This is a genomic window from Chryseobacterium sp. BLS98, assembly GCF_001045445.1.
In the GTDB taxonomy this organism is placed as follows: domain Bacteria; phylum Bacteroidota; class Bacteroidia; order Flavobacteriales; family Weeksellaceae; genus Chryseobacterium.
In genome coordinates this window covers 352420-378053 of sequence record NZ_LFNF01000001.1, presented here as the reverse complement: position 1 = coordinate 378053, position 25634 = coordinate 352420, and the positions used below count along the sequence as shown (strand labels likewise).

Here is a 25634-nt window from a genome sequence, read left to right as displayed (position 1 = left end):
ACTTGACTTTCTGATTGTTGAAAAAATATCTATCTTCGCGGTCCAAATTAAAAATAATCATGAAAAAAATTACACTCTGCCTTTTATTCTTAGGGGCTATGAATGCTGTGCCAGCACAGAAAATCAATCTTGGAAAAGCTGCTGGCGTTGTTTCGAAAGGAGCAAAAGCCCTTACTTTTACCAATGAGGATGCCGTAAAACTTTCAAAAGAATCCGTTGACTGGATGGATAAAAATAACCCGGTGGCCGGGCCGAAAGATCCTTATACTGTAAGACTTAACAAGCTTTTCGGAAAGCACAAATCTCAGGACGGACTGGCCCTGAATTATAAAGTTTACAAAGTAAAGGATATCAATGCTTTTGCCTGTGCAGACGGAAGTGTACGAGTTTTTTCTTCGTTAATGGATATCATGACGGATGATGAACTTTTAGCAGTAATAGGGCACGAGATCGGGCATGTAAAAAATCAGGATACTAAAGATGCTATTAAATCTGCTTATTTAAAAGCAGCAGCACTGGATGCAGCCTCATCAGCATCAGGAACTGTAGCTGCCTTAAACGACAGTCAGGTAGGAAAAATGGCTAATGAATTCCTTGATGCTTCTCATAGTAAAAAGCAGGAATCTGAAGCAGATACTTACTCTTATGATTTTATGAAAGCCAATAATTACAATGTAGTAGGCGCCTATTCGGCATTCAAAAAGCTGGCATTGCTTTCTGAAGGAAGTACGCAGACTGGTTTTGAAAAGATGTTCAATTCCCATCCGGACAGTGAAAAAAGAGCTCAGGCTATTAAGAAGAGAGCTGAAAAAGACGGATTATGGAAAGACCCCGGAGCAGTAGTTCTTCCTAAAACCAAACTTACGAAATAAAATAATCATTTATTAAAATAAAAATTCCTCAAAGTAGCTTTGAGGAATTTTTATTTTAATAAGTTTAATGTTGTCTCAGAAATTAAGAATACATTTTCTCTCTAAGTTCTTTTACTTTTTTATCAGCAAGATAATCGTCATAAGTCATATCTCTGTCGATGATTCCTGTTGGGGTAAGCTCGATGATTCTGTTACAGACCGTTGAAAGCATTTCGTGGTCATGAGATGCCAATAAAAGATTTCCTTTAAAGTTAGACAATGAATTGTTCAACGTTGTGATACTTTCAAGATCCAAGTGGTTGGTAGGTTCATCTAATAAAAGAACGTTTGCCTTCTGAAGCATCATTCTGCTGAACATACATCTCATTTTTTCACCTCCGGAAAGCACTTTGCAGGACTTTAGAGCTTCATCACCTGAGAAAAGCATTCTTCCTAAGAATCCTCTTACGAACTCCTCGTGACGCTCTTCGTCGTTTTTAGTGAATTGTCTCAACCAGTCAACCAGGCTTAAATCTTCCTGGAAGAAACTGGTGTTATCTAAAGGCATATGAGATTGGTTGGTAGTAACTCCCCAGGCCACAGTTCCTTTATCTGCCTGAACATTGCCTGCAAGGATTTCGAAAAACTCGGTAATAGCAAGAGAGTTTTTGGAAAGAACGGCAACTTTATCTCCTTTCTTAAGGTTCAAGTCAATGTTTGAGAATAATAGTTCCCCATCTTTTGTTTTTTCAAGCCCTTTTACATCAAGAATCTGATCTCCTACCTCTCTTTCCATTTCGAAAATAATAGCCGGGTATCTTCTCGAAGAAGGTTTAATATCATCAATGTTCAGTTTGTCGATCATTTTCTTTCTTGCAGTAGCCTGTTTCGCTTTCGCAACGTTAGAGCTGAATCTTGCGATGAAGTCCTGAAGTTCTTTCTTCTTTTCCTCAGCCTTTTTATTCGCCTGAGCTCTTTGTCTTGTCGCTAACTGTGAAGCCTGATACCAGAAAGAGTAGTTACCTGTATAAAGGTTAAGTTTAGCATAATCTAAATCCCCGATATGTGTACAAACCGTATCCAGGAAGTGACGGTCGTGAGAAACCACGATTACTGTATTCTCATAATCAGCAAGGAAATCTTCCAACCATGAAATCGTATCAATATCAAGATCATTGGTAGGCTCATCAAGAATCAGCACATCAGGATTTCCGAAAAGAGCCTGAGCCAAAAGAACTTTTACTTTGTCCTTGTTCTCAAGTTCACTCATCATCTGCCAGTGCATATCATCTTTAATACCTACATTGGATAGCATGGTCTGTGCATCGGATTCTGCTGTCCATCCACCCATTTCATCATAAATTACACCCAGCTCACCCGCTTTGATTCCGTCTTCATCGGAAAAGTCTTCTTTAGCGTATAAAGAATCCATTTCCTCTTTTATTTCAAATAATTTTTTATTTCCTCTTAAAACAGCCTCAAGAACAGTAAATTGATCGTAAGCAAAGTGATCCTGCTCCAATACTGACATTCTTTTCCCCGGCTCCAAAGATACATGCCCTGTAGTAGGATCCTGCTTTCCTGTTAATATTTTAAGGAATGTAGATTTCCCCGCACCGTTTGCTCCGATAATCCCGTAGCAGTTTCCTTTGGTAAACATGATATTTACCTCGTCAAAAAGAACTCTTTTCCCGAATTGTAAAGATAAGTTAGATACTGTTAACATATAGTTTTGTAAATTTGGCGCAAAAATACGAAAAGAATTTGGGTATTTCGTAATAATGTAATAGTCAAGTTTTTAAATATGGGGTATTTTTTCTATATTTCATTAACGAAATAAATAAAGAGCAGTCCATAGAGGCTACTTTAATAAGATTGGTACATAATCCAATCCATTTAATCACGAATTTTTTACAATGAAGATCGAAAAAACAGTAAGTATATTAAACAGAAGAGCCCGTTTTGAGTATGAAATCCTTGAAGAATTGGAAGCAGGGATGGTTTTAACGGGTACGGAAATAAAATCTTTGCGTTCATCCAAAGCATCTATCACAGAATCCTTCTGTCAGTTTATTGATGGGGAATTATACATTATTAATATGATGATTGATGAGTATAAATTAGGAACTTTTTACAATCACAAAACAAAAAGGGAACGGAAATTGCTGTTGCACAAAAAAGAATTGCAGAAACTTGAAAAAAAGTTAAAGGATGCTGGAAACACAATTATACCTCTGAAGTTATATATCACAGACAAGGGTAAAGCAAAGGTGCTCATTGCGCTTGGCAGAGGTAAAAAACTCTTTGATAAAAGGGAAGCGATAAAAGATAGAGAAAATAAACGTAACCTGGACAGAATATTAAAGAAAAGTTAAAAATCATTCAAAAAACTTTGTATATAAAGAAAAATTATATTTATTTTGCATTATCAATTATTTAATCATTTAATTCTATGAAAAATCTAAAATTAGGAATTTCAGCATTGGCGCTTACAGTTGCCTCTACTGTCTTTGCCCAGACTACCAATAATCCGTGGTTGATCGGAGTTGGTGCTCATGCGGAAAACCATAAGGCACAGAGAAACAACTTTAGTAATACGTTCTCTGCTAATAATTTAACGAAGACAATGTTCAATGTGAACAACTTCTCTATTACACCTCCATTATCTAAATTAACAGTTGCTAGAAACATCGGTAAAGGTTTAGTTATCGACTGGCAGACTTCAGTAGGTAATGTAGATAACAAGAGATTTAACATGGGAAAAGAATTTTTCCTAATGACAGGTCTTGGTTTCCAGGCTAAAGCAGCTGGTCTTTTATGGGATGAAGAATCTTGGTTCGATCCGTATTTAAGAGTTGGTGCTAACTACCTGAGACATGATTACACTGCTCTTACTTTCCCTAGATATGATTACAAAGGAGAGTTAGTTGCTAATGGTGATGGTGGTAACGAAAACGGTAAAGCTAATCACTTTACAGTTTCTACAGGTGCTGGTGCTAACTTCTGGGTGACTAAGAACTTCGGTCTTGGTGTTCAAGGAGATTATGTATCAACTCCAGGTGATAAATCTACAGTTGCTAACTTCTGGCAAGCTTCTGCATCAATCTTATTCAGATTTGGTAACAGAGATAGAGATAAGGATGGTATCCTAGATAAAGATGACCTTTGTCCAGATACTCCTGGTTTACCAGAATTCCAAGGATGTCCTGATACTGACGGTGACGGAGTTCCAGATAAAGACGATCAATGTCCAGAAGTAGCTGGACCAGTTGAAAACAACGGTTGTCCTTGGCCAGATACAGATGGTGACGGTGTTATCGATAAAGACGATGCTTGTCCTACAGTAGCAGGTCCTGCTGAAAACAACGGTTGTCCTTGGCCAGATACAGACGGTGACGGAATCTTAGATAAAGATGACGCTTGTCCTACAGTTCCAGGTCTTCCAGAATACAACGGATGTCCTAAGCCTAAGAAACAAACTGCTATTGAAACTACAGAAGCTCTTAAAGGTATCTACTTTGACTTCAATAAAGCGACTATCAGACCAGAATCTAGCGCTAAACTAGATAACGCTGCTAAAATCATCAAAACTGACGGTGGTAACTACCTAGTTGAAGGTCAAACTGATGCTAAAGGTGCTGCCGAATACAACTTGAAACTATCTAGACAAAGAGCTGCTTCAGTAGTTTCTGCTCTAGAAGCTAGAGGAGTTGATGTAAATGCTCTTAAGTCAATCGGTGTTGGTGAAACTAAAGCTACAGTTTCTGAAAAAGCTTCTGACGCTGAAAGACAAGCTGATAGAAAAGTTGTTGTAACTGCTATCGAAGATGCTAACGAGTGGAACGCAATCAAGAAAAAAGATTACGAAGATGCTCCAGTAAAAAAAGCTACTAAAAAAGCTCCGGCTAAGAAAAAAGTAGTTAAAAAGAAAAAATAATTAATTTTTCTAAATAATAAATACCTCCGATTATTCGGGGGTATTTTTTTTTTGTTGACTTTTAGTTAATTTTGTTGAAATTTAAAAATTAAAATGGGAAGAGCATTTGAATATAGAAAAGCTTCTAAAATGGCCAGATGGGATAAAATGGCCAAAACTTTCTCCAAAATAGGTAAAGATATAGCACTGGCCGTAAAAGCCGGAGGAACAGATCCTGAGGCCAACCCGGCTTTAAGGAGATGTATCCAGAATGCCAAAGGAGCTAATATGCCTAAAGATAACGTAGAAAGAGCTATCAAAAAAGCAAGTGGTGCGGATGCGGAAAACTACGAAGAAGTTACTTATGAAGGATATGGGCAGGGTGGTGTTGCTTTCTTTGTTGAATGCACTACCAATAATACAACCAGAACCGTTGCCAATGTAAGAGCGATCTTCAACAAGTTTGACGGTAACCTTGGTAAAAACGGTGAGCTGGCTTTTATCTTTGACAGAAAAGGAATTTTCAGCATTGATCTGGCTCAGGTTAAAATGGATTGGGACGATTTTGAAATGGAAATGATTGACGGAGGTGCTGAAGATGTGGAAAAAGATGATGATGAAGTGATGATTACAACAGCTTTTGAAGACTTCGGTTCATTGTCACACAAATTGGATGAATTGGGCATTGAAGCAAAAAGTGCAGAACTTCAGAGAATTCCGAACAATACCAAAGAAGTAAACGAAGAGCAGTTCAAAGCTAATATGAAAATGCTTGAGCGTTTCGAAGATGACGATGACGTACAGAACGTTTACCACAATATGGAGATCACAGATGAATTGATGGATTCACTGTAAAAAATAATATAGCATTCATATACAGTTAACTTTCAATTAGTTTCTTTGCATAAAACTATGAAAAGAAACGTTGAATTAGTTGTCATATCGGATGTTCATTTGGGAACTTATGGATGTAAGGCTAAAGAGCTGTTGCGATATCTCAATTCTATCCAGCCTAAAACATTAGTTTTGAACGGTGATATTATTGATATCTGGCAGTTTAAAAAGTCTTACTTCCCTAAACCTCATTTGAAAGTGATCAAAAAGATCCTTTCATTTGCTACAAAAAATACACAGGTTTATTACATCACAGGGAATCACGATGAAATGTTCCGTAAGTTTACCGATTTTGAATTGGGAAAACTAAAGGTTTGTAACAAAATTTGTCTTGATATTGATCAGAAAAAGACCTGGATATTTCACGGAGATGTTTTTGATGCCTCTGTGCAGCATTCCAAATGGATTGCAAAACTTGGTGGGAAAGGTTACGATCTCCTGATTATCATTAATAATATTGTAAACTGGTTTTTAGAGAAAATGGGCAGAGAAAAATATTCATTTTCCAAGAAGATCAAAAACAATGTGAAAAAAGCAGTGAAGTATATCGGGGATTTCGAACTGACTGCTTCCGAACTGGCTATTGATAACCATTACGATTATGTAATCTGTGGACATATCCACCAGCCTCAGATCCGTGAAGTGGTCACAAAAAAAGGAGCGTGTACTTATCTTAACTCCGGAGACTGGATCGAAAATCTCTCCGCACTTGAATATCATGATAAAGAATGGAAAATATTTTATTATGATGATCACAAGGACTTACTTAAAGACGACGAAACAGAAGAGATTCAGGACATGGACAGTTCCGAGCTTCTGAAAATAGTAACTAATTTTTCTTAAATGAAAGTATTGTATGCATTTCAGGGAACAGGGAACGGTCATGTTGCCAGAGCGCAGGAAATTATTCCTATTCTCAAAAAATATGCTTCGGTTGATACATTGATTAGCGGTCATCAGTCGCAATTAAAGGCTGATTTTGACATTAACTTTCAATACAAGGGGATTTCTCTTCTTTATAACAAAACAGGCGGTTTATCCTATCGCAAAACATTTACTGAAAACAAATTTCTTGAAGCTGTAAAAACAATCCGGGAACTGGAGCTTTCACAGTATGATCTGATCATCAACGATTATGAACCTCTGACCGGATGGGCAGGAAAGCTGAAAAAACTGCCGATGATTGAACTGAGTCATCAGGCATCGATGAGCTTTGCTGAAACCCCAAAACCTGAAAGGAAAGATTTTCTTGGAGAGCTGATTCTTAAATATTATGTTCCCAGCGAAAGAAAAATCGGGTTCCACTTTGAAAATTACCATCCACAGATCAAAAAACCGGTGATTAGGCATAAGATCCGGAATCTTAATCCAGATAAAAAAGGGTATTATCTTGTGTATCTTCCCAGCTTTGCAGACGAAAATATCATCAAGGTCCTGAAACAGATTCCTGTACAATGGAAAGTTTTTTCAAAGTACAGCAAAGTACAGGTTAAAATAAAAAATGTAGAAATTTTCCCTATTGATGAACTGCAGTATCTGAAATACTTTGAAAGCTGTGACGGTATTTTGTGTAATGCCGGCTTTGAAACTCCTGCAGAAGCACTTTTCTTAGATAAAAAACTGTTTGTGATTCCTATTCATAACCAGTATGAGCAGGAATGTAATGCGAGTGCTTTAAACCTTATGGGAATTCCAAATTCTAAAGTGCTAAACCCTCAGGAGATCATAGAATGGGTAGCTGCAGATCATCATCTTAAAGTAGATTATCCGGATGATATTGAAGAGATTCTGGTAAATGAAGTTTTAGTTCTTTAAAAAAACATCATCTACATCATTCATTCTTGTCATTACCGCTCTTGCATAGGAGCAGTGAGGATATACCTTCCAGTTATTTTCTCTGGCAAATTTTATAGCTTCTTCAACCAGGTATTTTCCCATTCCCCGGCCTTCAAATTCCGGATGTACCAGTACAAAAGAGATAATGAATTTATGGTCTTCCGGGAAAATAGTATACGTCAGTCTCCCCACTTCTTTGATCTCATTGTTCAGCGTAATCACGCCGCCGTTTCCTGATTTATTGTTTTCAAATTTCATAATTCAAACCTTTATTTTAAAGATGCAAAAACTGCACCGACGAATTATTATGAGTGATGAATGAGTAATTGGTAATGGTTGATTGTGAATAATCAATAGTGAATTTGCTTTGCAGTCAATTTAACCTGTATAAAACTAATAATAATTTTATCATCAATTCGCCAAATGATTTGTTTTCTACATTAAAAATTCACCATTCACTTGCGAAGCAAAATTGACCATTGACAACCACACTTCATCAATTATCTTTCCCGGTATAGTAGTTATAGTCCTTGATCACTACATTAATAAACTGTCTTTCCGTCATTTTTGCCGGGTCTATTTCAAGCTTTAGAATACTTTTAATCTTGTCAGAAAGCCTGCTGATGATCTGGCGGTCGTCAACTTTCAGGGCTTTGGTATAATTATCCTTAATGATCCGCATATCATTGTCGCTTAATGCAATGACCTGAGGAAATGAAGGAACATAACTTTCGTGAATATTTTCCAAAATGGTATGGGAAATATTGATGTTGTTTTTTAAAGAAATTACGGCAGTACCGGAAGCAATATCTCCCAGACGCTGATTATTTTTAGAAACAATCATAGAAATAAGGCCTACGACGCCGGCTGCAGAAGTATCTATCAGTCTGAACATCCAGCGGATCAGGTAATCACCAAAACTGGCCTGGTAGCCATCAATTTTCACTACACGGATTTTCATAAGCTTTTTTCCGGGAGTCTGCCCTTCCATGAGGCTTTCCAAAACGACCGGATAAATATAAATAGGGAATGTAAGCACAATATAAACAGCCATTACGGACCATTGATCAAGCCCGGCCAATAAATACCCAAGATCAAAAACGTTGAAGAAAAGATAGAATATAATCACAGCATAAGCAACCTTTATCAAAAGATCGATAATGAAGGCGAGCATTCTTTCTCCAACACTTGCAATCGTAAAGTTAATATTTACATTTTGTGAGGTATTTATCGCAATTTGAGACATAATTTTTATTATTTTAGCCTTACAATTATGAGAGAAGTTTATTTCATTAAACAAAATAAAGAAAAATGGTTGGGAATTGAACAGGTTATTCAAGGGAAAATAAAAAAAAATCCTGATGACCTGTCTTCGTTGTATATCAATCTGATCAATGATCTTTCATTTGCACAGACCTATTATCCAAAAAGCAATACTACAGTATACCTGAACCATTTGTCTTCACAGATATTCCAGAAGATTTATAAAACTAAAAGAGTAGAAGAGAACAGGCTGTTTTATTTTTTCAGGACAGAAGTTCCTCTGCTGATCTATCAGTACAGGAGATATCTAATGTATGCCTTTCTGTTTTTTATTCTGTTTACCTCAATAGGAGTACTTTCCGGAGCTTATGATAAAAATTTTGCCAATATCATTCTTGGGGAAGACTATGTAAACGAAACCATAGAGAACATTAAAAAAGGAAATGCTGTAGGGATTTATCAGAGCGGTTCCACATGGGGAAGTACGATCGGGATTATTTTCAATAATATTGGAGTGGGAGCTAAATTATATATTTATGGCATTACCGGAGGGGTAGGGACATTGTTTGCCCTGCTTTCCAACAGTGTTATGCTGGGATCTTTTCAGTATTTTTTCTATGATTATGGTGCTTTGAAGGACAGTGCAAGAGGGATCTGGCTTCATGGGGTTTTCGAGATCTTCGCAATGGTTGTGGAAGCCATGTGCGGACTGATCCTTGGAGCAAGTATTCTGTTCCCCAGAACATTTTCAAGATTTAATTCTTTCAAAACAGGGTTTAAGGATTCTTTTAAAATTTTCCTCAGTACCGTTCCGTTTACCATTTGTGCAGGAATTATCGAGGGCTATGTAACCAGACATGCTTTGAAAATGCCGTTGGCGGTAAATTTAGCTATTATAATCAGTTCACTTGCTATTATAGGATTTTACTATTTTGTTTATCCGTCGGTAGTTTATAAAAAAATTAATAACCAGATCGATCATGCAGTTTTATAAAAAAAGAGAATTTGGAGCTTTCATTAGTGACAGCTTTAATTTTTTCAAATTATACGGAAAAAATTATTTTAAAAACTATATCCTTATTAACGGATTATTGCTCACGTTAACAGTTGCGGTGGTGGTTTTCGGGTTCAGAGAAATTTTCGGACAGCTTATCGGCTCCAATGTAGGAGGAGAAAGTTATTATTTTGAAAGATATTTTTCAGAGAACGCAGGAATGCTCATTGTTTCTGCAATAATTGTTTTTATACTTTTTGCTCTTCTGATGATCATTAACTACCTGTATCCGGTTTTCTATTTGAAAAGAATTACTGAAGGTGCTCAAAAGGTAAAAACTGATGAAATTCTTGGAGATTTCAAAAGAAATGCCGGAAGAATTGCTAAAATGGGCATAGGAATGCTCTTTATTGTATTGCCTGTTATGATGATTCTTTTAGGGTTTTCCTATTTGTTGATGCTGATCATCATTGGTTTCTTCCTGATGCTGCTTTTTTATCCCACGGCATTCAATGTCTCGGCATTTTTGATGTATGACTATTTTAATACAAAAAGAGGCTTTATAGAAAGCTTAAGTTATTCCATAAGATCACAGTTTTCCTATCCGAACGGAAACGAAAAATCCCCTTACTGGAAATACTGGGGAGCATCCATTATCATGTTCATAATAATGTATATGATTACTTCAGTATTTACATTGATCCCGATGTTCTTTATTTACGGATCACTTCTGACTTCCGCCCCAGACGGAAACTTTGAAGAGAATCCTTTTGCAGGGGTTGCAGGAGTCATTTTCTTTATATTTTATGGATTTTCAATGCTTGCTTCATTATTGCTTTCCAACCTGATGTACATCAATGCAGGGCTGATGTATTATGACAGCAGGACAGATCTTCACCAGAAAGTAGAACTTGAAGAAATAGAAACCATAGGCATCAATGAATAAAATTCTGCTTTTTCTGCTGCTTTTTTTCTCTATTTGTCCTGTTCATGCACAGGATGAGAATGAGCCTGCAACGGTAGAAGACTATATTTTTGACTCGCTGGGGACAGGACATTACCGGAACATGCTTCGTGCAGATTCTGTGCTGATCCGGAAACCGGTTTCGGAAAATATGGTTTATCCCAAAACATTTAAAGAAAATCTTCAATCGAGATACAAAGGAAATGAATTTGATTATTCGGTTTCAAAGCCGAGAGAATCTTTTTTCCAAAAGCTGATGAAAAGAATAGATAAGATCCTGCAAAGCATTTTTGGCGAAACGGCTTTTAGCAATTCTGCTAAGATTACCACAATCCTTATTCGTCTGTTTGCCATTATCCTGGTAGGATTTCTTCTTTATTTTATCATTAAATTTTTAATGGACAAAGAAGGAAATCTATTCTTCGGCAAGAAAAATAAAAAAGTAGAGATCAATGCGGAAGAGCTCCATGAAAATATACACGAGATCAATTTTGCGGAAAGTATTTCAAAATTTGAAAGGCAGGAAGATTTCCGCTCGGCGATCCGTTATCAGTTCCTGTTCATTCTGAAAAAGCTGAGTGACAAAAAGCAGATTAGCTGGAACCCGGAAAAGACCAATAAGGATTATCTGATGGAACTTAAAGCAGAACATCTTAAAAATGAATTTTCTGAGCTGTCTTATATCTTCGATTATGTTTGGTACGGAGAGTTCAGCATTGATGAACAAGCCTACCTGAAATTTAAAAACCAGTACCAGGCATTTAAACCTTAATTAAACCACTGACTTAACCATGAAAAAAACCTTCAAAATATATGCTGTGATATTCATCGTTGTGATGCTTATTCTGGCGTTGCTTGAAGTCAATAAAAAAGAAACAGTAAGCTGGCGCAAAAACTTTAGTATTAATGAGAAATCTCCTTTCGGACTGTTTGTCTTTAACAACGAAGTCAAAGATCTGTTTAAAAATAATCTGAGAAGAACTGAAGAGTCACCCTACGATTATTATAGCCAAAGGAAAAAAGATCCTCACAACATCCTCGTTATAGAAAAAGACCTGGATAATCAGTCCTGGAAAAAAATTCTGGAACAGGTGTCAAACGGTTCGGATGCCATGATCCTGATAAGTCATACTCCAAAAGATATTTCAGACAGTATCGGTTATCATAGTTCGGATATTTCTTTTGCTGAGGAAAATGTATTGAAATTTACGGATAAACAATACCAGAACGATTTTATTAAACTGGATAAATTCCCTTCCGGCAGAGGATTTTCATACATTAAACCTCAGGTGGAGGTTTTGGGAAAAACAGTGGAAAAAGATAATTCAGACCAGGTCAATTTTATTAAAACAAAATTTGGCAAAGGAACGATCTATGTACACAGCGAACCGCTTTTCCTTACCAATTATTATCTTTTGAAGCCCGGCAGCTTAAAATATGCCCAGGATGTTTTTTCGTATCTTCAGGACAGAGAAACCATCTGGTTTGTAGAAAATGACACGAAGGTTTCGCGTTTTTTCATGAGATTTATCCTCTCAAACCCTGCCCTTAAGTATGCCTGGTGGGTGTTTTTAGGTGGACTGGTCCTGTTTATTTTCTTTAATGCAAAAAGAAAACAGCGGATAGTGCCTGTTCTGGAACCACTGAGGAATACTTCGGTAGATTTTGTAAAAAGCATTGGAAATCTTTATCTTCAGGAAGGAAATTTCCATGATATGATGGCTAAAAAAGCTCAGTATTTCCTGAATAAAATAAGAATGGACCTGCTGATCGATACCCGCAATCTGGATGCGGAATTTGCCAATAAACTGCATCTGAAAACAGGAAAGCCGATAGAAATGATTGATGAAGCAATAGCCCTGATCAGGAAAGGGCAGGATCCCTATGCAAGTGTCATGAAAGAAGATCTTGTAAGAATGAACAAACTTCTTGATGAAATATTGATATAATGATTTATTAAAATTTAATAAAACCGGATGAAAACCGGTTCCCATAAAACCAAAGACAAAAATTATGGAAAACCTTGAAAATGAAAATGTAGAAAATCAAAGTTCTATCGATTTAAATAAAAAAGAAGGCCAGTTTCAATCCAGAATTGATATGATTGAACTCCGCGCCAGTCTGGAAAAAGTAAAAGCTGAAATAGCCAAAGTTATTGTAGGCCAGGAAAGCATGGTCGAACATCTTATTGCCGCTCTTTTATCCAATGGTCATGTACTGATCGAAGGTGTTCCGGGGGTTGCCAAAACCATTACCGCTAAGCTACTGGCCAAAACCATTGATGTAGGATTCAGCAGGATCCAGTTTACACCGGACCTTATGCCTTCCGATATTTTGGGGACCTCTGTTTTCAATGTAAAAAATTCCGAATTTGAATTTAAAAAAGGACCTATCTTTTCCAGTTTTATCCTGATTGATGAGATCAACAGATCTCCTGCAAAAACACAGGCAGCATTATTTGAGGTAATGGAAGAAAGGCAGATCACGATGGACGGAACCCGTTATATGATGGACGAGCCATTCCTGGTAGTGGCTACCCAGAATCCTATAGAACATGAAGGAACCTACAGGCTTCCTGAAGCGCAACTAGACCGTTTTCTTTTCAAAATTAATGTTGGGTATCCTAATCTTGAACAGGAGATTGCCATTATAAGAAACCAGCACGAAAGTAAAAAAGAAGATAAGACAGAAGGGGTAAACCGTGTCATTACCGCAGAACAGCTGAAAAACTACCAACATTTGGTAAAAGAGATCATTGTAGAGTCTCAGCTTATGGAATACATTGCTAAAATTATCGTGAATACGAGAGAAAACCAGTTTTTATACCTGGGTGCATCTCCGAGAGCTTCACTGGCTCTGCTTACAGCTTCCAAATCTTTTGCTGCGCTTAGAGGAAGAGATTTTGTAACTCCGGAAGATATCAAGGAAGCAAGTTATGCTGTATTAAGGCACAGAGTAATCGTTTCTCCGGAAAGAGAGATGGAAGGCCTTACTGCAGATGAAATTATCCGACAGATCTTAGAGGGAATAGAGATTCCAAGATAGATGGTAGGGGTAGGATTTAGGGATTAGGTCAAGCAGGCAACTATTTATTGTAGATAAGCTCCCTGATTCCTAATCCCTAAATCCTATCTCCTAATTCCTTAAAACAATGAAAAACCTATACATCAATACACGATTTTTCTTTTCACTCATTGGAGTGGGGATTGTGTATGTCCTTGCATTTTTCTTTCCGGTTCTGATGTGGGTTGCTCACATATTGCTGCTGCTTTGCTTTCTTGCTGTAATGGTAGATTATCTTTTGCTGTTTAATCAAAAGAATGCGTTGCTTGCCCAAAGGATACTTCCTGAAAAACTGTCTAATGGGGATGAGAATTTCGTAAAAATAGATATTAAAAATAATTACAGTTTTAAGATCAGTACCAGGATCATTGATGAAATTCCCTTTCAGTTTCAGAAAAGAGATTTCCTGATTACAAAGAACATTGAGCCGGGCAAAAATACCTATTTCCAATACAGTTTGATACCTAAAGAAAGAGGAGAGTACAGTTTCGGACACCTGAATGTGTATGCTTCTTCGCCTTTGGGATTTGTAGCCAGAAGATTCAGCTTCCAGAAAGATGCGGTGCTTCCTGCTTATCCGTCCTTTGTTCATCTCAGAAAATACGAATTGATGGCATTACAGAGCGAATTTATGCTGGGTGGCATCAAAAAGATCAGGAAGCTTGGCCATACCATGGAGTTTGAACAGATCAAAGAATATGTTCCCGGCGATGATATCAGAACCATCAACTGGAAAGCGACTTCCAAGACCAACCGGTTAATGGTCAACCAGTTTCAGGACGAAAAATCACAGCGTATCTTTATTCTGATTGATAAGGGAAGAACGATGAAAATGCCTTTCAACGGATTAAGCCTGCTTGATTATTCCATTAATGCGGCTATGGCTTTGTCCCATATTATTTTGAAGAAAGGTGACCGCGCCGGAATGATGACGTTTTCCAAAAAGACTGAAAACAAAGTAGCTGCTGAAAATAAATCAGGTCAGCTGAAAAAGATTTCAGAAGCATTGTACAATATTAAAACTGACTTTTTTGAAAGTGATTTTAACCGTCTGTATCAGGATGTAAAATATTCTCTGAACCAAAGGAGCCTTATTTTACTTTTTACCAATTTTGAAACCCTGGATGGATTAAACCGTCAGCTAAAATACCTTCGCGGCATTGCCAAGAATCATATGCTGGTCGTTATATTTTTTAAAAACTCAGAATTACAGACTCTTATTCATAAAAATCCTGAAAGTATGCAGGAAATTTATGATGAGGTTATTGCTGAAAAATTTGAATTTGAAAAGAAACTGATCATTCAGGAACTCCGTAAATATGGAATCTATACTGTTTATACGCTTCCTGAAAATTTAAATATTGACGTTATCAATAAATATCTTGAGATAAAAGCGAGAGGAATTTTGTAAAAAGAGTTTAAATACGAATAAAAAAATAATGGAACTAACACCAAAAGAAAGAGCAGGTGCGCTGTTAAAAGTAGCAGCATTAAATGAAGATGCAAAAGAATATATTCTTAACAATCCTGTGCTCTTTAAATTTCTGTTGAAAGCAGCTAAAAGATACATCGGAGGTGAGAAGATGGAAGAAGCTATAGCAACTGCTAAAAGAATTAATGAGAAAGGGCTTCCTACTTCACTGGAGTTTATGGGAGAAAGTACCCGTTCAGTAGAAGAATCAGAATCGGTAACTCAACATTTCCTTAATTTGATCGATAAAGTGGAAGAAGAGAACATTGATTCTATCATTTCTTTGGATTTATCACATATTGGGCTTGCAATTGATAAGGATATGGCTTATAGTAATCTGATATCATTAGCAGAATCAGCCCACAAAAAGAATATTGAAGTAGTCATTAGCGCAGAAGGAGTGGAAAGAACAGATGATATTATTAATACCTTCTGTAAAATATCTCCTAATTTTTCAAACGTGGGAATTACTCTTCAGGCTTATTTAAACCGTACTCCAAAAGACCTTGAACGAATATTAAATGAAACACAAGGGAAAATAAGAATTGTAAAAGGTGCTTTTGCTGTTCCTCCAGGGCATGGTGTAGAGAGAGGAGATCACTTGGATGATCTATACATTAAATATATCGAAACTCTTTTCCTTAAAAATAGAAGATGTTCTATTGCTACGCATCACGACAAAATCCAAAATAGAGTTAAAGAGCTCATTGAAAAATATGACATTCCAAAATCTAAGTATGAATTTGAAATGTTACTGGGAATACAGGAAGGCCTACTGGATGAAATCCATAAAAAAGGTTACCCATGCAGACAATATATTGTGTATGGTGATGAATGGTATTTGTACATGTGTAATCGAATTGCAGAAAATCCGGATAATCTTTTTCAGGCTATAGTTGATATCATGTCTTAGCCGAGAGTTTAATGCATAAAGTTTTTTATATTTGAACAAGAATATTGGAAAATACTGAAATATAAATTCACACAATGAAAATAACACTGAACAGACTCAACGACGACTTTCTATTTGAATGTACCAATTCCCAGGGGAATTCAATTCTTTTGGACAATACCTCACAGCCGGGAGCCAAAGGGGTTTCTCCTATGGAAAGTGTATTGATGGCCGTGGCCGGATGCAGTGGAATAGATGTAGTCTCTATTCTGAAAAAACAACGCCAGGAAATTACAGGTTTTCAGGCAGAAGTAGAAGGGGAAAGAATTCAGGTAGAAGATGCAAAACCTTTTAAATCAATCAAGGTGAAATTTCTGCTGGAAGGAAAGATAGATCCTAAAAAAGCGCTAAAAGCGGCGGAATTATCCTTTGAAAAATATTGTTCCGTATCAAAAACTTTAGAGCCGAATGTAGAAATCGGATATGAAGTTCTTGTTAACGGAGAGAAAGTTTAATATAGCTGTAAGAAATTAAAAGATTCCGGCCCATTCGGGCCGGAATCTTTATTTTTTATTTTATACTGTTAATCTCGGTTTCATAAGCTTGGCAACCGTTGCTGTCCATCCCGTCTGATGGGAAGCTCCTACACCGCGGCCATTGTCTCCGTGAAAATATTCAAAGAAAGTAATGTAATCCTTAAAATGTTCATCATAATTAAACTTGGCATTGCCTCCATTGAAAGGCCTTTGTCCATCCTCATCCTTCAAGAATAGGGAACATAGCCTTCTGCTGATATTTTGTGCCACTTCATCCAGGTTTTTCTTTTCGCCACTTCCGGTAGGGAGCTCAACCTTTAAGCTATTGCCATAGTAAAAGTGAAAACGCTGTAAGCTTTCCACAATCAGGAAATTGATCGGAAACCAGATGGGGCCCCGCCAGTTGCTGTTACCTCCAAACATCCTGCTGTCACTTTCCGCAGGAGTATAATAAACCACATTTTCCGTACCGTGAACAGAGAATACAAACGGATTTTCCTCGTATACTTTTGACATGGCGCGTATTCCGTAAGAACTTAGGAATTCATTCTCATCAAGCATCCTTCTCAAAACCTTTGTCAGCCTGTTCTTCCGTAAAATGCTCATCAGGTGTTTTCTGCCTTGTCCTTCCTCGTCCCAGTGAGAAACCAGTTTGGTAAGTTCCGGCTTGTTCTTTAATACCCATTCCATTCTTGCCTGGAAATTCGGCATTTTATCTAGCAGATGATGATCTACAATTTCTACGGCAAACATAGGAATCAAGCCGACAATACTCCTCAGTTTCAAAGAAACACTGTCTCCGTTGCCAAGCTGCAGAACATCATAGAAAAAGCCGTCCTCTTCATTCCATAAGCCTTCTTTACCGTCTCCTAAGTTTTCCATGGCTTCCGCGATGTAGAGATAATGCTCAAAAAACTTGATCGCCATATCTTCATACACCTGATAATACTGCGCAAGCTCCATAGCAATCCGCATCATATTAAGAGCGTACATAGCCATCCAGCTCGTTCCGTCAGCCTGCTCAAGGTGCTGGCCGTCTTTCAGTTCCATATTACGGTCGAAAGCCCCGATATTATCCAGGCCAAGGAAACCGCCGCCAAATATATTCTTACCGTTTTTATCCTTACGGTTCACCCACCAGGTAAAATTCAGGAGAAGCTTCTGGAATACTTTTTCGAGGAATAAAAGATCGGGCTTGCCATTTTGTTTTTCATCAATTTTAAAAACCCGGAAACAGGACCATGCGTGTACCGGTGGATTCACATCGCTCAGATTCCATTCATAAGCGGGAAGCTGCCCATTCGGATGCATATACCATTCTTTGGTTAAAAGCAGAAGCTGTCCTTTTGCAAATTCTCCGTCAATGATAGAAAAAGGAACGCAGTGAAATGCCAGATCCCATGTCGCATACCACGGATATTCCCATTTATCGGGCATAGAGATAATGTCCTTATTGTGAAGGTGGTTCCACTCCGTATTTCTTACATACTCATTAAAATTTCTCGGAGCTTCATGGTTCGGGTCACCCTTCAGCCATTTTCCTACATTGTAATGATAGAACTGCTTATTCCACAGAAGACCTGCAAATGCCTGCCGCTGAACATTTCTTTCGTCTTCATTCGTTGTTTCGCTCTGGACTTCGTTGTAGAATTCATCAGCTTCGGCAGATCTTATGCTGAAAATTTCGTCAAAATTGGCAAAAGGTTCATCCGTTTCCTCAGGACACAACCTGAAATCAAAAACTTTGGATTGTCCCGCGCCTATCATTTCATCAATGATAAAAGAAGCTTTAGTACCTCTTTTTTCCGGATTTACCGTATTGCTTCCATAAATGATATAATCATTGATTCCGTCCTTAAAATAGGTATTACCCGGATAAGGCGCTCCATATAATTTAGGCGTATTGGTTTCATTTTCACAGAAAGCACTCTGGGCCACCCTGTTTCTTGAATAAAACTTTTTGATTGAAATACTGTCATGGTTAACATCTATGCATCCGTCATACGCAGCATTCATCTGGCCTTTATAGGTGTTATATCCCCATTTCCAGTTATTTCTGAACCAGGCAGTCGGGGCTATGACGATGGGAGCATCCTCATTACTCCTGTTATGAACAGTTACCCTTGCAAGGATATCATTGTGATCGCCTTTACAGTATTCAATGAAAATATCAAAATATTCATCATTGTCAAAAATTCCTGTATCAAACAGCTCATATTCAGGTTCCTTTTTGCTTCTTCTGCCGTTTTCGGCAACAAGATCATCATAAGGAAACGCATTGATAGGGTATTTGTACACCATTTTCATATAACTATGGGTAGGCGTATTATCTAAATAATAGAAGATTTCTTTGATATCCTCCCCGTGGTTACCCTGAGGATTGCTTAATCCAAAAAAACGTTCTTTTATAATCTTATCTTTTTTATTCCAAAAGGAAAAGGCAAAACAGAAGATCTGCTTCACATCAGAGATTCCCGCAATGCCTTCTTCGCCCCAACGATAGGTATAACTTTCTGCATTATTATGATTGGCGTAATGCCAGGCATTTCCATTCGGGCTGTAATCTTCACGTACATTTCCCCATTGTCGGTTACTGACATATGGCCCCCAGTTTTTCCATTTGGAATCTTGTAATCTTTCTTTTTCAACAGTCATATTTCATCACTTTTCAAGTACGAAGTTAGTTTTTTTGAAAAATAATTCCAATTCCTTCCATCTGAATAATTATTAATATAGCCTTGAAACACTTGTTATTACTGGTTTTTTTGATATTAAATATTTTTTTTGAAAAAATTAAAAGAAAAAACATATCTTTGCAGTGCGTTCATTCAAATATTGAAAATGTTATCAAGAAAGGTTGAGGGATTAGACCCTATGAAACCTTAGCAACCCTTTGTGCAAGCAGAGAAGGTGCTACGTTCTACCAATTTATTTTGGACAGATAACTCACTGAAGTTCTTTTCAGCCATTTCCTGTGGCATTTTCAATTGTATTAAAATAATAGAATTGAAAACAGAACTAAACTATATTAATCTTTCGTATCAAACCCATTCCAAAAAGGAATACCATATCCCGTTGACTTATCAGATCTTCGGGCCAGACTTGTTTTCAGCTCCCATTATACTGGTCAATCATGCTTTGACGGGAAATTCAAATGTTTCCGGAGAAAAAGGATGGTGGAAGCAGCTGATCGGGGAAAACCAGGTCATTGATACAAATAAATATACTGTTCTGTGTTTCAATATCCCCGGAAACGGATTTGATGACTTTTTAATTGACGAATACGAAGATTTCACCCCATCAGATATTGCTGAAATATTCCTGAAAGGCCTTGGAACTTTACATGTCAAAAATTTATACGCCATTATCGGAGGCTCTCTCGGAGGAGGAATCGCGTGGGAAATGCTTGCCAAACAACCACAACTGGCAGAAATCTTTATTCCTATTGCCTGCGATTTCAAAACCCACGACTGGCTTCATGCACAATGCCTGGTTCAGAAATTCCTGTTAAACGGAAATGATGAGCCCCTGCAGAAAGCAAGAATCCATGCGATGCTGTGTTACAGAACACCTCAATCTTTAAATGACAGATTTCAAAATAGATACGACCCGGAAAAGCAGAGATTGGAATCTGAAGACTGGCTCCTTTATCACGGAAATTCATTAAACGAAAGATTTAGTTTGAAAGCTTACAAACTGATGAATCATTTGCTGATGAATATTAACACCGAAGAATCGGAGATGCAAAAAATAAATGCACGAATACATCTTATTGCAGTAGATACAGACCTTTTTTTTCCTGCATCGGAAATTCGAATGTGCTTTGAGAAGTTGAAAGAGAAAAACAAAGAGGTTTTCTATCATGAAATACAGTCAATTCACGGGCATGATGCCTTCCTGATGGAATATAAACAATTAAATACAATCATAAAAAATATTTTGTAGAATGAGAAATGCTAACGAAATAAAGTTTTTAAAGAACAGATCAATTATCAAATTTGAAGGAGAAGATTTCCTGGGGGAAATCGGTATTGATGGAAGAATTTTTAAGGCGCTTACTTTGGCGCGTATCAGTGTGGGAGTGATCTCCCAGCAGGCTATTGAAAATGGGATCTCCATTCTGGTGAATGAAGCGGATGCAGAAAAAGCAGTTACCTGTCTGATCGATGAGTTTGAAGCTGAAAGAAAGTCAGGCAAAGTTTCACAGATTTACAGCATTAATAATGTTTCCGTACTTGGATTTGTGGCGGAAGATTTCAATAAAGTCCTTGCAGAGCTGGCAAGAAACAATGTTTTTCCACTTCTTTTGAATCAGGTAGCGGCAGAAAAAAGAGTCAATATCGTAGTGACCTCTTCGCAGGACGAGAAGACAAAAAATATCATTGAATCAGAAATATTCAAAAAGCCTAAAACCGTTCATTTAGCGATCATAGGTCATGGAAATGTAGGAAAGACTTTAATTGAACAGGTTTTACAGTCTTCCGAAGAAATCAGGCGACGTAAGAAAATCGATCTTAAGGTAGTTGCAGTAGCCAACTCAAGAAAAATTGCCTTCAATAAAAAAGGATTTAATACGAATTGGAATGATGAGGTTTTAACGGCAGAACACCCTTCAAACGTTGATGAGCTGATCAGCTTCTCAAAAGAAAACCAGCTGGAAAACCTGATCGTGGTAGACAATACAGCAAGCAAAGATTTTGTAAAAAACTATCATGCGCTTGCTGAGAACGGCTTTGACCTGGTTTCATCCAATAAAATTTTCAATACGCTTCCCATTGAAGAATACCGTAAACTAAGATATACGTTGAACAAAAACAACAGACGTTATCTGTATGAAACCAACGTTGGAGCAGGTCTTCCGCTAATTGATACTATAAAACTGTTACATCTTTCAGGAGAAAATATCACAAGAATAAAAGGAGTGTTTTCCGGGTCATTGAGCTATATCTTCAATAATTTTTCTGTAAGAAATGATAAATTCTCAACCATCATAGGAGAAGCAATGGAAAAAGGATTTACAGAACCTGATCCACGTGAAGACCTTTCTGGAAACGATGTGGCAAGAAAACTTCTGATCCTGGCCAGAGAACTGGATCTGATTAATGAATTCCAGGATATCAATATCCAGAATTTAATTCCTGAAAACCTTCTTTCCATTGAGAAAAATGAATTTATCTCTAGACTGGAAGAGCTGGATGATGAATACCAGAAAATTAAAGAAGGACAGGAACCGGGGCATGTTCTTCGGTACGTGGGTGATCTTCACGGTGATCTTCAGAAAGATAAAGGCCAGCTTGATGTAAAATTGGTTTCCGTACCGGGAAGTTCAGCTTTAGGGCAGTTGAAAGGCTCAGATTCCATTTTTGAGATTTACACGGAAAGTTATGGAGAAAACCCTATTGTGATTATGGGAGCGGGAGCGGGAGCTCAGGTAACGGCGAGAGGAGTTTTCGGAGATATTCTGAGAGTAAGTGAAACGAAATAATAATTTAATATAACAATTTAACAACGTATCGGTTTACCAATAATCTCATTGCTAAACTGCTACATTGCTACATTTTAAAACAATATGGAAAATTTTGAAACATCTGCGATAAGAACCCAGACTGAAAGAACTCAGTTTGATGAGCATACAACCCCTTTATACCTTACATCCAGCTTTATTTTTCAGGATGCGGAAGATATGAGGGCTAGCTTCGCCGAAGAAAAACCTAAAAACCTCTACAGCCGCTTTTCAAATCCGAACGTAACCGAATTCACGGATAAAATTGCAAAAATGGAAGGCGCAGAAGCCGGATATGCATTTGCAACAGGAATGGCGGCTATTTATTCAACTTTTGCTGCTTTACTGAATGCCGGTGACCACATCGTAAGCTGCCAGTCGGTATTTGGATCTACGCATACCTTATTTACCAAGTATTTTCCGAAATGGAATATAGAAACTACTTATTTTAAGGCCGGGGATGCTGAAAATGTTGAACAATATATTAAGCCCAATACAAAAATTCTATACCTTGAAACGCCTACCAACCCGGCTATTGAAATTCTGGATCTTGAATTTTTCGGACAGATTGCAAAAAAGCATAACCTGATCTTTATTGTAGACAACTGTTTTGCTACCCCTTATCTTCAGCAGCCCATTAAATATGGGGCAGATATTGTTGTGCATTCTGCCACGAAACTTATTGACGGGCAGGGGAGAGTACTGGGTGGAGTAGCAGTCGGAAAAGAGGATTTAATCAGAGAAATTTACTTGTTTGCAAGAAATACAGGACCTTCAATGTCACCTTTCAATGCCTGGGTGTTATCGAAAAGTCTTGAAACGCTTGCCATCCGTGTTGAAAAGCATTGCGAAAATGCTTTGAAAGTAGCTGAGTTTTTAGAAAATCATCCCAATGTAGAGTTGGTGAAATATCCGTTCCTGACCTCCCATCCAAGTTATGAAATAGCTAAAAAACAAATGAAATTAGGCGGGAATATCGTTGCCTTCGAAATTAAAGGTGGAATAGAAGGTGGAAGAAACTTTTTAGATAAAATAAAGCTGTGCTCACTTTCTGCCAATCTTGGAGATACCAGAACTATTGTAACCCATCCTGCATCCACTACCCATTCAAAACTGACCGATGAGGAAAGAAATGAAGTAGGCATTACCGCAGGGCTGGTACGTTGCTCTGTAGGACTTGAGCATGTTGATGATATTATTGCAGATTTAAAACAGGCCTTAGATTAATTCAATTTGCTAAAATGTAGAAAATGAAAAATTCAGAACAATTATACAAGGCGATATCCGAGAGAATTTTAATTCTTGACGGTGCTATGGGAACCATGCTTCAGCGTTACAAATTTGAAGAGGAAGATTACCGTGGCGAACGTTTCAAAGACTGGGAACATCCGGTAAAAGGAAATAATGACCTGCTTTCTCTTACGCAGCCTCAGGCCATTGAGGAAGTTCATAAGAAATATCTTGAGGCAGGAGCAGACATTATAGAAACCAATACCTTCTCCGGAACTACTATTGCAATGGCAGACTATCATATGGAAGATCTGGTATATGAGCTGAACTTTGAGTCTGCGAAAATTGCCAGAAAAGCCTGTGATGAATATACAGCTCAAAATCCGGATAAACCAAGATTTGTTGCTGGTTCGATAGGGCCAACAAACAGAACGGCAAGTCTAAGTCCGGATGTGAACGATCCGGGATACAGGGCTATTACCTTTGAAGAGCTAAGAGTAGCATATAAGCAGCAGTGTGAAGCTTTGCTGGATGGCGGCTCAGACATTCTTCTGGTAGAAACAATCTTCGATACCCTGAATGCAAAAGCAGCTTTGTTTGCTATCGATGAAATTCAGGAAGAAAGAAAAATCAAAATTCCCATTATGGTTTCAGGAACGATTACGGATGCTTCAGGAAGAACTTTGAGCGGGCAGACGGCAGAAGCATTCCTGATTTCAGTTTCACATCTGAACCTATTGAGTGTAGGCTTCAACTGTGCTCTCGGTGCTGATCAGCTTACCCCTTATCTGGAAACTTTAGCTCATAATTCAGAATTCTATGTATCTGCTTATCCTAATGCCGGACTTCCCAACGCTTTCGGGAAATATGATGAAACGCCGGAAGATATGGCCAGACAGATCAAAGAATATGTGGAAAAAGGATTGATAAACATCATAGGCGGATGCTGCGGGACCACTCCGGATCACATCAAAGCCATAGCAGATCTAGTAGCGGAATATTCCCCAAGAAAATTGGAAAAATTTGTTTGATTTATAAAAAATAATAGATTTTTTAAATTAAATATGAAGTAAGTGCTTGATTATAAAATGTTAACTTTAAGTAAATCGCAAAATTTAACATTATGGAAAAGCCTAGTTACTTAAAAAACTCAGATGATATTAAACTTTTTAATGAACTAAGAAACAGAGTGAATCAGCGGATAGAGAACATTTCAGAAAACAGGGATATCTATATTCAGATCAAAGCAGTAATCCTGCCTTTGATCTATTTTACTTTGTATTGTATTGCTTTATTCAGTGCAGGTAGATCATGGATGTATATTGGAAGTTTTGTTCTGATGGGGATTTCTCTGGTACTCATTTACCTGAACCTGATCCATGAAGCTGCTCATAATAACATTTATAAAAGTAAAAGGCTAAACTCACTCTTACTGCATATGTTCGACCTTGTAGGAGCCAATTCGTACATCTGGAAAAAAAGACATATTGCCAGCCATCATGCCTATCCGAATGTGGACGGATGGGATACCGATATAGAGCAGAGCGGCCTTCTTTTAATTATTCCATGGATTAAGGCAAAGGGAGTTCAGAGGTTTCAGCACCGGTTTTTCTTTCTGGTATATCCTCTTTATCTTTTTAATTGGATGTTTATCAGGGATTTCAGAGATTTTTTTGATAATGAAAGGGTGATTTTAAAGACCCAGGGCTCGATTCCTCTTATTGAAAAAGTAAAAATGGTGAGCTATAAACTCTTCTATTTCTTTTACCAGATTGCAGTTCCTGTCCTGTTTTTTAAAGTATCTGTAGGATTGGCATTGGGAGCATGGTTTCTCCAGGTAATAGTGGCAAGTATTTTTGCGTTGTTTGTACTGTTGCCTCTGCATCCACTTCCTGATAATGCTTTTCCAAAACTGGATGCGAAAAACGGGCTTCCGTTCAGCTGGCTTCGTCACCAGTTTGAGGTAACCAATGATTTGAGAGAAAACAACTGGTTCGTGAGAAATGTTTTGGGAAACTTTAATTTCCACGTCGCTCATCATCTTTTCCCGAATTACAGCTATATGTATTATAACGAGATCACAGAAGAGATCGAAGAATTTGCAAAAGAACACCATTTATCTTACAAAAGATTTCCAATTTTCACTGCTTTAGGTAAACATGTGGATCTGCTCCGGCAGAATGCGAACAATGCCTATTATATTTTAGAAGAATAGACAAAT

The 25634-nt window shown here is 37.6% G+C and carries 23 protein-coding genes and 1 riboswitch; of the genes, 19 read left to right on the top strand and 4 right to left on the bottom strand.

Translation table 11 applies throughout. The features are described from left to right. The first annotated feature begins 59 nt into the window (after positions 1 to 59). Positions 60 to 872, top strand: a complete 813-nt coding sequence (locus ACM40_RS01690) for a M48 family metallopeptidase (protein ID WP_048501124.1) — start codon at positions 60 to 62, stop codon at positions 870 to 872. A gap of 82 nt (positions 873 to 954) precedes the next feature. Here the strand turns inward: ACM40_RS01690 and ACM40_RS01685 are convergent, their stop codons facing one another. Further along, on the bottom strand, positions 955 to 2577 hold the full coding sequence (locus ACM40_RS01685) for an ABC-F family ATP-binding cassette domain-containing protein (RefSeq protein ID WP_048501123.1): 1623 nt from the start codon (positions 2575 to 2577) through the stop codon (positions 955 to 957). Between the two features lie 190 nt (positions 2578 to 2767). Here ACM40_RS01685 and smpB point away from each other — a divergent pair, with 190 nt between their 5' ends. From smpB to ACM40_RS01660, 5 genes are all read left to right on the top strand, one after another. Beyond that, the gene (gene smpB, locus ACM40_RS01680; RefSeq protein WP_048501122.1) at positions 2768 to 3226 is read left to right on the top strand and encodes an SsrA-binding protein SmpB; all 459 of its coding nucleotides are present in this window, start codon (positions 2768 to 2770) and stop codon (positions 3224 to 3226) included. Positions 3227 to 3303: 77 nt separating this feature from the next. Further along, entirely contained in the window at positions 3304 to 4788 is a 1485-nt protein-coding gene (locus ACM40_RS01675) for an OmpA family protein (protein WP_048501121.1), read from the top strand. Between the two features lie 93 nt (positions 4789 to 4881). After that, positions 4882 to 5622, top strand: coding sequence for a YebC/PmpR family DNA-binding transcriptional regulator (locus ACM40_RS01670; protein ID WP_048501120.1), 741 nt, complete (start codon positions 4882 to 4884; stop codon positions 5620 to 5622). Between the two features lie 57 nt (positions 5623 to 5679). Further along, positions 5680 to 6504, top strand: a complete 825-nt coding sequence (locus tag ACM40_RS01665) for a UDP-2,3-diacylglucosamine diphosphatase (RefSeq protein ID WP_048501119.1) — start codon at positions 5680 to 5682, stop codon at positions 6502 to 6504. Further along, a complete protein-coding gene (locus ACM40_RS01660; RefSeq protein ID WP_048501118.1) occupies positions 6505 to 7476 on the top strand; it encodes a glycosyltransferase family protein in 972 nt (323 codons plus the stop codon). Here ACM40_RS01660 and ACM40_RS01655 read toward each other — a convergent pair. After that, positions 7465 to 7755 (bottom strand): GNAT family N-acetyltransferase, encoded by a 291-nt coding sequence (locus tag ACM40_RS01655; protein ID WP_048501117.1) that lies wholly within the window; start codon positions 7753 to 7755, stop codon positions 7465 to 7467. The two genes, ACM40_RS01660 and ACM40_RS01655, sit on opposite strands and share 12 nt — an antisense overlap. Positions 7756 to 7993: 238 nt before the next feature. After that, entirely contained in the window at positions 7994 to 8743 is a 750-nt protein-coding gene (locus ACM40_RS01650; protein WP_048501116.1) for an RDD family protein, read from the bottom strand. Positions 8744 to 8770: 27 nt separating this feature from the next. On the opposite strand from ACM40_RS01650, the gene ACM40_RS01645 reads away from it, so the two are divergent. The 8 genes from ACM40_RS01645 (at position 8771) to ACM40_RS01610 (ending at position 16659) form a co-directional block, all read left to right on the top strand. After that, the gene (locus ACM40_RS01645) at positions 8771 to 9754 is read left to right on the top strand and encodes a stage II sporulation protein M (protein WP_048501115.1); all 984 of its coding nucleotides are present in this window, start codon (positions 8771 to 8773) and stop codon (positions 9752 to 9754) included. Next, positions 9741 to 10700, top strand: a complete 960-nt coding sequence (locus ACM40_RS01640; RefSeq protein WP_228376117.1) for a DUF4013 domain-containing protein — start codon at positions 9741 to 9743, stop codon at positions 10698 to 10700. Before ACM40_RS01645 ends, ACM40_RS01640 begins: the two co-directional genes overlap by 14 nt. Beyond that, positions 10693 to 11490: a hypothetical protein gene (locus tag ACM40_RS01635; protein ID WP_048501113.1), complete on the top strand. Its 798-nt coding sequence runs from the start codon at positions 10693 to 10695 to the stop codon at positions 11488 to 11490. The genes ACM40_RS01640 and ACM40_RS01635 overlap by 8 nt, the downstream gene beginning before the upstream one ends. A gap of 19 nt (positions 11491 to 11509) precedes the next feature. Next, positions 11510 to 12667 (top strand): DUF4350 domain-containing protein, encoded by a 1158-nt coding sequence (locus tag ACM40_RS01630; RefSeq protein ID WP_048501112.1) that lies wholly within the window; start codon positions 11510 to 11512, stop codon positions 12665 to 12667. A 64-nt stretch (positions 12668 to 12731) separates the two neighbouring features. Then, a complete protein-coding gene (locus ACM40_RS01625) occupies positions 12732 to 13763 on the top strand; it encodes an AAA family ATPase (protein WP_048501111.1) in 1032 nt (343 codons plus the stop codon). Between the two features lie 106 nt (positions 13764 to 13869). Beyond that, entirely contained in the window at positions 13870 to 15192 is a 1323-nt protein-coding gene (locus tag ACM40_RS01620; protein ID WP_048501110.1) for a DUF58 domain-containing protein, read from the top strand. Between the two features lie 28 nt (positions 15193 to 15220). Continuing rightward, positions 15221 to 16165: a proline dehydrogenase family protein gene (locus tag ACM40_RS01615; protein WP_048501109.1), complete on the top strand. Its 945-nt coding sequence runs from the start codon at positions 15221 to 15223 to the stop codon at positions 16163 to 16165. Between the two features lie 74 nt (positions 16166 to 16239). Further along, entirely contained in the window at positions 16240 to 16659 is a 420-nt protein-coding gene (locus ACM40_RS01610; RefSeq protein WP_048501108.1) for an OsmC family protein, read from the top strand. 60 nt (positions 16660 to 16719) lie between these two features. Here ACM40_RS01610 and ACM40_RS01605 read toward each other — a convergent pair whose 3' ends face one another. Further along, a complete protein-coding gene (locus ACM40_RS01605) occupies positions 16720 to 19335 on the bottom strand; it encodes an MGH1-like glycoside hydrolase domain-containing protein (protein WP_048501107.1) in 2616 nt (871 codons plus the stop codon). A 186-nt stretch (positions 19336 to 19521) separates the two neighbouring features. Next, positions 19522 to 19628: riboswitch (SAM riboswitch) on the top strand. Positions 19629 to 19686: 58 nt separating this feature from the next. Here ACM40_RS01605 and ACM40_RS01600 point away from each other — a divergent pair. The 5 genes from ACM40_RS01600 (at position 19687) to ACM40_RS01580 (ending at position 25628) form a co-directional block, all read left to right on the top strand. Further along, complete coding sequence (locus ACM40_RS01600) at positions 19687 to 20625, top strand: alpha/beta fold hydrolase (protein ID WP_048501106.1); 939 nt, start codon at positions 19687 to 19689, stop codon at positions 20623 to 20625. A 1-nt stretch (position 20626) separates the two neighbouring features. Then, positions 20627 to 22165: an ACT domain-containing protein gene (locus tag ACM40_RS01595; protein WP_048501105.1), complete on the top strand. Its 1539-nt coding sequence runs from the start codon at positions 20627 to 20629 to the stop codon at positions 22163 to 22165. Between the two features lie 84 nt (positions 22166 to 22249). Then, complete coding sequence (locus tag ACM40_RS01590; protein WP_048501104.1) at positions 22250 to 23410, top strand: O-succinylhomoserine sulfhydrylase; 1161 nt, start codon at positions 22250 to 22252, stop codon at positions 23408 to 23410. Between the two features lie 23 nt (positions 23411 to 23433). Further along, entirely contained in the window at positions 23434 to 24444 is a 1011-nt protein-coding gene (locus ACM40_RS01585) for a homocysteine S-methyltransferase family protein (protein WP_048501103.1), read from the top strand. A gap of 92 nt (positions 24445 to 24536) precedes the next feature. Further along, positions 24537 to 25628 (top strand): fatty acid desaturase family protein, encoded by a 1092-nt coding sequence (locus ACM40_RS01580; protein WP_048501102.1) that lies wholly within the window; start codon positions 24537 to 24539, stop codon positions 25626 to 25628. The last annotated feature ends 6 nt before the right edge of the window (positions 25629 to 25634 follow it).